Below are 11,341 nucleotides of genomic sequence, written 5' to 3'. Positions count from 1 at the left end.
TCCTGAAATCTCGCAGAAGTTACTTGTCAGATATCAGTAGGTCATTGTCCGCGATAGCTATCGGGACGATCCCGATAGGAGGCTCAAAAAGGAAACAGAAATGTTTCCCTTTTTGTATTTTAGGGCATTAATCTCTCCTTTTTAATTACTTTTTAAATCTGATTTTCCTAACAATTGCTGCCTATTTTAGCTATGTAGTTAATGCCAAGATAAAGTGAAGTAGTTTTTGCGACAATTCTGTATTTGCTTAGTTTGGCTAGATAGGGAAAGCAGTCAGTAGATCTTCTTGGTAAAAAAGACAGGTTCATTTATAGAGATGGGATCTCCATTGTATTGGTTCTATATTTCTGACTGTCCTCATCAAAAAATAGGTTTACCAAAGCTTGGCTTGCTGAGCCCCGCTAATAATAATTTCTGATCCAAAATTTGAGCTTTCAGATATTTTTTACTTATTGTATCAAATATAAACAATAACCCTAAATATGATGAGAAGTAAAATTACAATGTTAAGCACATTGGTGCTGTTAGTGACCATGAGCTTTGCTTTTGCCCTTAATAACCCTGACGAGAAGTATTTCGAAGGCAAATGGAATGTATTAGTAAAAGGAACTCCTAATGGTGATGCCACCATTCCTGTGCGATTTGAAACTGTAGACGGGAAGATTACAGGCTATTTCATGGAAGAAGGAGTTGTAGAGGAGAAAAAAATGAGTTCTGTAATCATAAAAGGTGATGTAATCAATACCGCGTTTTATATCTCTGGCTATGATGTGACACTTTCCCTGACAAAGGTAGATGCAGACAAAGCCAAAGGTGACCTAATGGGTATGTTTGATGCAGAAGGCACCAGAGTGAAGTAATTTTCATTTTCTAGCCTAAATTGGATAAGTTGGTATTATGACTTATCAACACGAAAAAAGGTGGCAGAACATTCTGCCACCTTTTTCGTCTTGTAACCCAATCTAACCCAGTAGTCAGTTAACAGTGAGCTTTTCGAAGCTCTATATTTACCTCCTACTAGTTTATTGTTTTTAGTCCGAAGACCTATCTTTTCTTATTTTAAAGTAAAGGCTGGCAACGAGATGATCTTACCTCCATCCATGGCGGATTCATGAGCCAGTATACCCACACAAGTAATATTAGCTGATTCCTGGGCATCTGGATAAGGTGCTCTTTCCTCAGTCAAAGCATTTAAGAATTCATTGACTAAATGTGGGTGAGATCCGCCGTGACCTGAACCTTGGATAAAGGACAAATGCTGATTGTCATCCCCGTCATATACTCCAGCCGTGGTGAATGGCGCTATTTCGGCTGGTAGTAAATGTCCATAATCAGGAATCTTCACTTTCTCAGGACTTTCACCAGTATGAATCACAGAATCCTCGTGTTCAATCAAAGTCCACTCAAAGGACTTTTTAGAGCCATAGACATCAAAACTCTCTCTATACTGTCTAGCTGTGTTGAAAAGCGATCGAGTCACCTCAGCAGACAGATCTGAGTCTTTGAATTTAATATGGCATGTTTCGATAGCAAATGGAGAACCGTATTTTGGAATTAATTCTTCGTCAATTCGTCCTGAACCAAAGCATGACACGTATTCAGCCTGGGCCTTCGGCAAAGCCAAAACAGGTCCCACGCAATGCGTAGCATAATGCATAGGAGGGAGGCCTTCCCAGTATCCAGGCCAGCCAGCCATTTCTTGCTGATGTGATGCTCTTAGGAACTGAATTTTACCCAGATCACCTTTCTCATACATTTCCTTTACGAAAAGGAATTCGCGGCTATAAATCACCGTCTCCATCATCATATAAGTCAAGCCTGTTCGCTGAACTTCTTCCACGATTTTCTTACAATCCTCTACAGAAGTAGCCATCGGCACTGTACAGGCCACGTGCTTACCTGCTCTTAGTGCTTTTAGAGACTGCTCAGCGTGATTTTGGATTGGTGTATTGATATGAACTGCATCGATCTCTGTATCCTGCAATAACTCATCATAATCCGTATAGACTTTCTCTATCCCAAAAGCCTTTCCGATTTCCTCAGCCTTTTCCTTATTTCTCTGGCAGATAGCATACATCTTAGCCAGTTTATGTTTCTGATAGATTGGAATAAATTCGGCTCCAAATCCAAGGCCTATAATTGCGATATTGAATGGTTTATTACTCATGATTATTTATTTCTAGGGTTAAAAAAGGTTGTTTTAGTTTGAAAGAAGTCGATAGGCAACAGTCCATAGTCGACGGTATTTTTACTGAATTTAAAGTGATTTAGGATTTCGTTCGGAGTCAATTAAAACTTCGCTGTATAAGTTGCTGACGTAAATCCTAATTCGTAAATCATTTTGCTGCCCAGCTTTTCAGGAATTCAATTCCTTCTTTGGCGAAGCCATCCTGAGAAGGTACCAAAGGTTTCCAGATACAAACCGCACCAGCTAATTCTTTTACCTCAGGAGTGAAGCTTTCTATAGAAACTACTCCAGTATAATTGATCGCTTCTAGACCTCGTTTGTAGGCCGCCCAAGGCGTCGTCCCTGTGCCAGGCGTGCCTCGGTAATTCTCCGAAACCTGAAAGTGAATCAGTTTATCTCCAGCAAGTTTGATAGCTGCCTCTGGGTTTGGTTCTTCGATATTCATGTGAAAACCATCCAAGATCACCTTTGCTTCTGGCTCATTGATATCTGCGATCAATCGCATCAATTCCTCGCATGTATTGATCAAATCAGTCTCGAAGCGATTGAGTGTTTCCAAAGCGATATCTAAACCAAATTTTCTGGCAGTTTGACAAACGATTCTAAGGTTCGTCACTGCTCTATTCCATTCAATTTTTTTCTGCTCGGGAGAAACCAACCTAGCCTTTCCTACAGCAGAATACATCGGTCCGGCTACAAACTTGGCATCCAAACCAGCAGCTATCTCAAAGCACTGATCTAAGTAATCAAAGCTAGTTTTGTGAAAGGAGGGATCCTCATTTGTAAAATCTCTGCTGGTCCCAAAGGCTCCGCAGATAACAGCCTCAAGACCGTTATCGCTAAGCGCTTGTTTCACTTCTGGAATATCAATCAAAGCAGGATCTTCCACTGGAATCTCCACTACATCGTAACCATAGGCTTTGATTTTTGGCAATAGACTCAGTGTCTCGAAACTGAAGGGGGAAGTCCATAACCATGTACTCACCCCAAATTTTACGTCTAATGCCATCTTTATTCTACTATTATGGTTCCGTTCATCAGTCTCCAGTGACCTGGGACTGTACAAACAAATGGATATACGCCCGGCTCATTTGGAACAGTGAAGACTAGAGCCTCCTTGCCATTAGGATCAACTAAGCTTGAAGCAACTATCACTTCAGGAATCTTAGGCACGAAGTTTTGCTCAGCACCTTTAGGATCTCGAGCTAGCTCATCTGCAGCTTTTCCAATCGCCTCTAAAGAACCTGCCTTTCCAATTACAAGATTATGTTGCATAAAGTCAGGATTCTCAAAATCAATCGTCACCTGAGAACCAGCTTTAACTCTGATCTCAGTTTTGTCGAATTTCATTTCGTGAGGAATTACAGCAATTTTGATTACCGTTCCGCTAGCTGTTGTAGCAGGTTTTGCCTCAGCAACAGCAGTTTCTTGAACAATGCCTGCTCCTGGTTTTTTCAGAGATAGACTTGATTTATTACTCAAACGTCCGTTGAACCACCAGTTACCTTCATAGTTTCCGATTCTGTTTCTACTGTCATCCTGACCTACACGTACCCGTTCTGGTCTTAGTGGCTCAGTAAATAAACCATTGGTTTTGCCTTTAGCGACTTCATTTCCGTCTATTTTCAGGGACATGCTTCCATCTTCTTTCAAGGATGCATCTATTGTAAATTGCTCTTCAGGAAGACCTTTGCGCGAGCTGATAATTTCAATTTTCTCATGCTGAGCTACCGCAAAGTGGACTGCATTCTGGTAGATATACAACTCGTATCCGTTTGTTCTATTACCCTGAGCTGCTAGAATACCTCTCATCTCATCCTCAGCTTTGGATACGATAATTCTAATATCGATTTCTTTTCCTGCAGGATCTGGTGGGAATAGAATGGTATTTCTCTGATCCAAATTGTATTGCTCCGCCACCAAACTTCTAGAAATTCTATCCGCTAGACTTAATTCTACATCTGGTGTATCATTCATTGCGTTTCCAGCATCACGATCAGCAAAAGCTGTAGGATGTGACAATACTGCTGCAAATATAGCCTGAGGGATATAAGCGTCTGTTTGATTTTCTTCAACAGCTGTGGCTTGAAGTAATTTCTTCGCCGCTTCTTCGGAGAATGGCATTTCGGAAGCTGCTAAGAATGCATATTTCCGAGTATGAAGATCTGGGTCTTGCATTAGGTTAGCCGTCAAAATAGCTTGCATAGCGTCTGGATTTCTAGGGATTACCCGAAGCGCATTTTTACGAACTGCAGCAGATGGATGAGTCAAAGCTTTCTCTACGATTTGCTGTGCTTTTGAATTATTACCATCCAATGCTCCTAATCCCTGTAAAGCCCAAAGTGCATTAACCGCTGGGCCATTGATGCCAATTTCATCTACCTTCTGACTGTTGATGATATCATAAAGACCTTCCAAGATATCCATGTCTTTTTTCTCTACGATCAGACGCTGAGCTGTGAGTCTCCAGAACATGTTTTCACTTTGAATGGCTGCCAAAAGCTCATCAGATTCTGCGTCTTTTAGATTAAATGTCTTTGATGGCTTGCCTCCTTTATAAGTAATGCGGTAAATTCTACCATGCTCCCGGTCACGCATAGGGTTGATGTAGGCATTGCCATCACCATTGTCCCAGCCACGAGGAGTCGGGTTGTGCTGGATAATAAAATTGTACCAGTCAGCTACCCATAACGATCCATCAGGTCCCACTTCTGCATGAACAGGGGAGAACCACTCGTCAGAACTTGCCAAGATATTGAAGTTATTCTTTTCAGTATAGCCAGAACCCTCAGGAAGTATTTTGGCATCGTGAAGCACTCGACCTGTAGGCTCAGCTACAAAGGCTACGCTGTTCCAATAGCTTTTAGGAAAACTTCTAGCAGTATAAAAATTGTGCCCCGCAGCAGCTGTGTAACTTCCATGCCAATCGACTTGTCTCAAAAATGGAGTCAAATGCGGCATATCATAATGTGTATCTATGCCATGTACGGTATTTGCAGACCCTTGATAAATTGGTCTCTTCAAGTAGTTGTTTGCCATGGAGAAATATACCGAGTGCTGTCCATTGGCAGTAGATATGAATGTTTCAAAATCCTCCGTGAAACCCAATCCCCAGGTGTTGTTACTGGTGTGACCTAGGTATTCGAGGTTAGAACCATTTGGATTGAATCGGTAAACTCCCTGGCTGAAAGAATGCTTTACGCCACTTACCTCGCCATTGAAGCCTGAGTAACCCAATACTCCCCATATTTTATTGTCAAATCCATATTTCAGATTGGAGGGTCCAGCATGGGTATCACTTTTTCCCCATCCATTGATCAATACTTCACGTACATCCGCTACATCATCACCATCTGTGTCTTTTAGGAATACAAAGTCAGGAGCCATGGAAATTACCATGCCGCCATTGACAGCCATGATAGAGGTAGGAATATTCAGTTTATCTGCGAAAATAGTCACCTTATCAGCTTTACCATCTCCATCAGTATCTTCTAAAATTTTAATCTTGTCGTCACCACCATCTTTGCGGATCTCATTTGGATAGTCTGTGGTTTCGATCACAAATAATCTACCTCGTTCATCCCATGCCATCGCGATAGGATTGATGATCATTGGCTCTGAAGCAAATAGCTCTAACTCAAAACCTACTGGAACCTGAACCAGTTTCATGGATTCCTCAGGGGAAAGCGGAAGCTGGAAGCGAGGTGCTGGATCTTTTTTCTCATAGTTTGGAATATCTGCTTTTTCAAATTGAGGAGTAGGAATATTGTAATCTACCAACAGCTTATTGACTTTGTCTCCTACAGCCCAAAGGATACCGTTTGCTACGAGGTTTTGGAACTCTTCATGCTCCCAAGTTTTTTCATTATGCCCATAAGCAGTGTAGAACACTCGGCCTTTGCCTTGCTCACGAACCCAAGTGTAGGGTTCTTGGCCATTCTCATCTACACGCTCCATCAGGATATGCATGTCTGGATTCACTTGGCTATGTACATAAGTCTCATCCCAGGTTTCAAACTCTGAAATTCCCTGCATCACAGGGTGTGCGGCATCAACGATGGTGGCGGTGAAATCACCGGTACCATGAGTGCTGAACTGCCCACCAACTGCCTCGATGTACCAAGGTGAATTCTGGAAGCAAAAAGAAGCGCTGTGAATTGGGATCAGGGCTTTCCCACCTTCTATATAAGACTTCAAGGCTGATTCCTGCTCAGGACTGATTTGCTCATGATTGGCATAGATCATTAGCCCGTCGTAATTATTCAGTGTAGTGGAGTTCAGATCATTAATATCTGTTGTATAACTGAGGTTAATCCCTTTTTGAAAAAGAGGTGTTTCCAAGTACATCATCAATTTCTCCGAATTGTGATGCTCGCTTTCATGCCCAAGAACTAGGATCTCTACTCGTCTTGGTTCGGTAGATGAAAGGAAGTTTTTGTTGCTATTTCCTCCGCATCCTGCGAGGAAAGCTAGCATTATAATCACCAAAGCATAAAAGGGTGATTTAGGAACTTTTTGGGTTTTGAAAATCATATCTATAATTATACATTATTTAGCCTACTAAATTCTTGTATTAATCTGACCCTTTCTCCCTGTTTAAGCTTGAAAAATGACTGAATTTTGTCAAATTTAACCTTGAAAACATACTATTAACATAGTAAATCAGCAAGAACCCATGAAAGAGCCTCTTCAGAAATCTGGAATACCCGATAGGAAAGCCTTCGTTATTCGAGATATGAGAGATCCTTATTACGACAAGCAATGGCATGCACATCCTGAATATCAGCTGGTGGCGATTCTGCGTGGCAGTGGCACCCGCTATATCGGTGATCATATCAAACCTTTCAAAGGTGGAGATACGGTATTGACTGGACCGGGATTACCGCATGTTTGGCGGAGTGATAACGCTTACTTTGAACCAGCAAACGGACTGGATATTCATGGAATCGTGATTTATTTCCCAGAAAACTTCCTGGGAAATGGATCTCTAGAAAAAGAAGAGTTTGAAGGTATTTCCAAACTATTATCTCAGTCCGCCCGAGGTTTGGAAATTACTGGAGAAACCAATGCAATAGTAACTCAGCAGATGAAAGATTTGGTCAATCTGAAAGGAGTTAGAAGCATTATTAAGTTGCTAGAAATTCTACTTGTTTTGGCTGAATCCTCTGAGCTTTTACCAATTACCCAAGTCAATTATTCCTACGATCATCCAGTATCAGAAAAAGATAAAATGGGGGAGATCTTAGATTACATTTTGAAAAATTTTCAAGACAAAATAACCCTGCATGAGCTAGCTTCCTTGGCAAATATGTCTGAAAGTGCCTTTAGTCGCTATTTTAAGTCCAGGGTAAATAAGTCTTTTTCTGATTTTGTGGGGGATGTACGCATTAGTAACGCACGAAAATTACTTCAAGACGAAGACTTGAATATTAGTCAAGTTTGCTTTTCAAGCGGTTTTCCCACACTTTCTAACTTCAATAAACAGTTTAAAGACCGCATAGGAAAAACTCCGCTCAACTATAGAAAAGAATACTTGGATTCTTTTTGATCAGGAGTACTTTTCATGGTATTCCCGAAGATTAGTATCTCAATTATTCCCAAACTTTTCTAGCACCAGTTCCATATAAGTGCTACTTACAGGAAAAGAATTAATGCCGATCAATAACTGATGTCGCTCAGCTTTATCCACCAACTTCATGTTCACGATATAAGAGCGATGAGTTTTGAGGAAAAAGGAGGGAAGCGACTTTTCGATTTCAGCCAGTGTTAAGCGGCTCATCAATCGCTCATTTTTCAGATGAAAAGTCACATAATTGCCCGTAGCTTCGCAGCACATCAACTCGTCAAATCTGACTTTAACCTGACCTTCTGTAGTTTTCACATAAATAAACTGCGGCTCATTATTAGGCTGAAGTTCCAGCCATTCCTGCGCTTTTTGACAGGCTTTGAGAAATCTTACCAGATTAAATGGCTTCAATAAATAGTCGATTGCATCAAGCTCAAATCCTTGCACTGCATAATCAGAATAAGCCGTAGTGAATACAACGAGCGTTTCCTTGGGTAAGAGTGCTGCCAGTTCCACACCGGAAATATCTGGCATATTAATATCTAGAAATACTAGGTCAACGGGATTTGACTTGAGGTATTCAAGGCCATCCACAGCATCGGTAAACACGGCAACCAATTCTAAAAAAGGGACTTTAGAAGCATGTGCTTTGATTACTTCCAAAGCCATGGATTCATCGTCTATTGCAATGGCTTGAATCATAGTTTAAGGTTTTAAATGATGTAGAAGCAAAACAGAACCTTCATTTTCTAAGTAGATTCGGACCTCCTCAGGATAGGCTGCCGGCTGTGCATCCCGACTAAAGGTAACAGGATCTATCATCGATATCAGCACATTATCATCACGATAAGCAGTTGGAAGAAGCATGTCCTTTAGATGCAGCTGAGTCATATCTACCTTGGTAGTATATAATTCCTGAGAACTGATACGATAAGCAAAAGTCCAGAATTCTTGTTTTGTGCTGAGTATTATGCCAAAAATATTGTCTCCAGCAAGTAAGGCGGGAGTTTGTAAATAGCGATAGGAAGCTTCCTGTTTTTTATAGCTAGAAACTATATCAAAGTCATTGACCGCTTCCTCAGGCAATCGATTTTCGCCAAAATCAATCACCAGACGTTTGCTCAAATCCCCAGTTGAGGTGAAGAAACTTATAGTGTCATTGGGTGGTCGATGATAGATCAGAGTATTTTTCCCGGCGTTCAACAGCCCTGCGTGATAATATAGATTGACATTATCCGCTCCTTCGGGATAATGAAAATACAGGCTATCCACTTGCATATCATTAGCAAAAATGCCTAGGATCTGATTGCTAATTAAACTATCCGCTTGATTATCGTAATTTATAGCAAGTGCCCATTTATCTCCCAATTGGGCAAAGCCTCCGGCATTCACAGGCAGCTTTACCTTTTCCTTCCAAATGCCCTCTGGCGAATAAATAACAATGGATTTTCTGAGTTTGTCCAAAACTTGTAGCTCCCCATTATCCGCAACTTGGAAGTCCGTGATCCCTTTCAACTGCTGTGGACCTTCGCCAAATTCACCAATCTTTTGAAGAAAATTCCCCTCCTTATCAAAAACCAATATGCCAGATTCTGCGAGATGATCAAAGAGGTAATAGCGGTCATTTTTTGCGATCAGCTTATCCACTCTATTGAATAAAGCAGCTTCTTCGGTGCTAAGAAGAATGTATTGCTGCTCCTCTACAAAATCTGTAAGCTTAAATTCTTCTGCTTCCGAAAAAGGAATCGTTAAATCCTTAGACTCTTCTGAAATTTGTTCGGATCCTCCGCAGGCAATTAGACTCAATCCTACAAGTACAGGTGAAATCAGAGTTTTAATCTTGATCATATTTGAACTGAAAAATGGACAAAATGCTCTTCATCATTGGCAACGATACTCAAATTGTGCCTATCAGGGTACTGCACCTTCAATCGCTCTTTGACATTGACCAAACCTATTCCAGACTCTTCCTTTGGGGCTTCAGTAGCTTTTTTGGGATGAATACTATTCACCACATCCAGGTGAACCGAACCTTTGAGACAGCGTAGATTGATTCGGATCCAAGATTTGTTTTTGGTGCTGATGCCATGTTTAAAGGCATTTTCTACAAAAGGAATCAACAGCATAGGAGCGATACTGCCCTCGCAGATATCATCTGAGATCTGCACAGATACCTCTAGATTTGCTTCGTTTTTGAAGCGCAACATCTGCAAATCCAGGTAGTTTCTTAGATAGGTAATCTCCCTGCTAAGCGGGATTCTATCCATTTGGTTTTCATGTAGCATAAAGCGCATCATGTCTCCCAATTTCTGAATACCATCAGAAGTCTTCTCCGCATTTTCCATCAGCGCAGCACCGTAAAGTGTATTCAGGGCGTTGAAAAGAAAATGTGGATTGATCTGAGAGCGAAGGAAGCTCAAGTTGGCAGAGCTTTGATTCACTTGGACAGAGAGTGTATCTATCCTTCCTAGGTAGGTTTCATATTTTGCAAATATCAAATTGGAGAAAGGAAAGATCACGAAGACCAATAAGGCGATCATCCCAAGGCCTAGCAGCATGATTTCAGGGACATTGTTTTCTGCCGCGATAATGAAAAACACAATCATTATAACGCTTATCAATCCCCATAGGTACCAGCGATATGCCTTGATATTTCCAGCCAATTTATTCCTGTAAAGCAAGAAGTAATTATAAATAACTAATATAAGGATGGAAGGTATTATGCCTAATAATATTACCAATACTACCTCATTTACAAATAGTTGTGATATAAATAGGAAAATCGTAGTGAACAGAAAAATCATGAATAATCGAACTCCATTGTAGAGTTGAAAATCTTGAAAATTGGGTGGAGTCAGCATTTTTCCGAGTAGAATCACCGTGATCAGATATCCTGGATAAAGAGCCAAAACACTGAAATAGAATCTAAAGAATCTATGCATGGATCCTCCAATTCCTGCTGCCCATAGTGCAGAAAAAACTCCGGTGAGTACAGCTGTTAAGATGCTAAAAAGTATGAGGTGTAGCACATTCCTATCTCGGAGGAACTTGGGAATAATAACCAGGTGAATCAGGTAAAACCCCACGTAAAGTACGATTGGCATAAAGATATAACCAAAGAATCGCATCATATCACTATAGGTGGTACCGAAGCTATTTAGGATGTTGACGATGATGATGGTCAAAAACACGAAGGTAAGAACCCACCATTCTATATCCCTAAAAACAAGACTTTTTGATTTCATAATTCACTAATATTAAATAAGTTAGACTACCTTGATTCAATTAGATTCGTCTGGATGTTCAAGGTGATCTTTTCTGGTTCTCCTTTTTGGCCGCTATGTCTGTACATGAGCAAGAGGTTGTAAATAACCGCTAAAAGGATTAGCAAATAAAAGACTTTCTTCGTGTTCATCAGTTCTACACCTAATTGATAGTTCAAGATTAGGGCTAGGAGCGAGGCAATACAAAAGTTTGGGACGAAAGGGGAAGTATTTGGGATGAGTTTTTAGTTAACAGTCAAAATGAAAGTTGTAGCAGATTTGTCTTTAATTAGGACTTATGATTTCATTTACGACTTATGATTT

General features: G+C 40.6%; 8 protein-coding genes. 2 read left to right on the top strand and 6 right to left on the bottom strand.

The window, feature by feature from the left end; translation table 11 throughout:
* Positions 1-482 precede the first annotated feature (482 nt).
* Entirely contained in the window at positions 483-860 is a 378-nt protein-coding gene (locus LV85_RS06565; protein WP_111317390.1) for a hypothetical protein, read from the top strand.
* Between the two features lie 194 nt (positions 861-1,054).
* Here the strand turns inward: LV85_RS06565 and LV85_RS06560 are convergent, their stop codons facing one another.
* From LV85_RS06560 to LV85_RS06550, 3 genes are all read right to left on the bottom strand, one after another.
* Positions 1,055-2,167, bottom strand: a complete 1,113-nt coding sequence (locus tag LV85_RS06560) for a Gfo/Idh/MocA family protein (RefSeq protein ID WP_111317389.1) — start codon at positions 2,165-2,167, stop codon at positions 1,055-1,057.
* 169 nt (positions 2,168-2,336) lie between these two features.
* A complete protein-coding gene (locus LV85_RS06555) occupies positions 2,337-3,197 on the bottom strand; it encodes a sugar phosphate isomerase/epimerase family protein (RefSeq protein WP_111317388.1) in 861 nt (286 codons plus the stop codon).
* A 2-nt stretch (positions 3,198-3,199) separates the two neighbouring features.
* Positions 3,200-6,721 carry a PVC-type heme-binding CxxCH protein gene (locus LV85_RS06550; protein ID WP_245942186.1) on the bottom strand — a complete coding sequence of 1,174 codons (3,522 nt, stop codon included), beginning with the start codon at positions 6,719-6,721 and terminating at the stop codon, positions 3,200-3,202.
* A gap of 142 nt (positions 6,722-6,863) precedes the next feature.
* Between LV85_RS06550 and LV85_RS06545 the strand changes: the two genes are divergently transcribed.
* Positions 6,864-7,736, top strand: coding sequence for an AraC family transcriptional regulator (locus tag LV85_RS06545; protein ID WP_111317387.1), 873 nt, complete (start codon positions 6,864-6,866; stop codon positions 7,734-7,736).
* 39 nt (positions 7,737-7,775) lie between these two features.
* Here the strand turns inward: LV85_RS06545 and LV85_RS06540 are convergent, their stop codons facing one another.
* Genes LV85_RS06540 through LV85_RS06530 form a run of 3 tightly spaced genes read right to left on the bottom strand, consistent with a single transcriptional unit; the run spans position 7,776 to position 10,999 of the window.
* A complete protein-coding gene (locus LV85_RS06540; RefSeq protein ID WP_111317386.1) occupies positions 7,776-8,456 on the bottom strand; it encodes a LytR/AlgR family response regulator transcription factor in 681 nt (226 codons plus the stop codon).
* A 3-nt stretch (positions 8,457-8,459) separates the two neighbouring features.
* On the bottom strand, positions 8,460-9,602 hold the full coding sequence (locus LV85_RS06535) for a 6-bladed beta-propeller (RefSeq protein ID WP_111317385.1): 1,143 nt from the start codon (positions 9,600-9,602) through the stop codon (positions 8,460-8,462).
* Complete coding sequence (locus tag LV85_RS06530) at positions 9,599-10,999, bottom strand: sensor histidine kinase (protein ID WP_111317384.1); 1,401 nt, start codon at positions 10,997-10,999, stop codon at positions 9,599-9,601. The genes LV85_RS06535 and LV85_RS06530 overlap by 4 nt, the downstream gene beginning before the upstream one ends.
* Positions 11,000-11,341: the final 342 nt, after the last annotated feature.

It is taken from the genome of Algoriphagus chordae (genome assembly GCF_003254055.1).
Lineage (GTDB): Bacteria > Bacteroidota > Bacteroidia > Cytophagales > Cyclobacteriaceae > Algoriphagus > Algoriphagus chordae.
The sequence above is the reverse complement of the archived record's forward strand: the minus strand, read 5'-3'. Positions and strand labels throughout refer to the sequence as shown.

Excerpts from the sequence above, each read along its gene's own strand:
- LV85_RS06555 (WP_111317388.1), bottom strand. The coding sequence starts at position 3,197 with ATGGCATTAGACGTAAAATTTGGGGTGAGTACATGGTTATGGACTTCC.
- LV85_RS06545 (WP_111317387.1), top strand. The coding sequence starts at position 6,864 with ATGAAAGAGCCTCTTCAGAAATCTGGAATACCCGATAGGAAAGCCTTC.
- LV85_RS06530 (WP_111317384.1), bottom strand. The coding sequence starts at position 10,999 with ATGAAATCAAAAAGTCTTGTTTTTAGGGATATAGAATGGTGGGTTCTT.
- LV85_RS06540 (WP_111317386.1), bottom strand. The coding sequence starts at position 8,456 with ATGATTCAAGCCATTGCAATAGACGATGAATCCATGGCTTTGGAAGTA.
- LV85_RS06565 (WP_111317390.1), top strand. The coding sequence starts at position 483 with ATGATGAGAAGTAAAATTACAATGTTAAGCACATTGGTGCTGTTAGTG.
- LV85_RS06560 (WP_111317389.1), bottom strand. The coding sequence starts at position 2,167 with ATGAGTAATAAACCATTCAATATCGCAATTATAGGCCTTGGATTTGGA.
- LV85_RS06535 (WP_111317385.1), bottom strand. The coding sequence starts at position 9,602 with ATGATCAAGATTAAAACTCTGATTTCACCTGTACTTGTAGGATTGAGT.
- LV85_RS06550 (WP_245942186.1), bottom strand. The coding sequence starts at position 6,721 with ATGATTTTCAAAACCCAAAAAGTTCCTAAATCACCCTTTTATGCTTTG.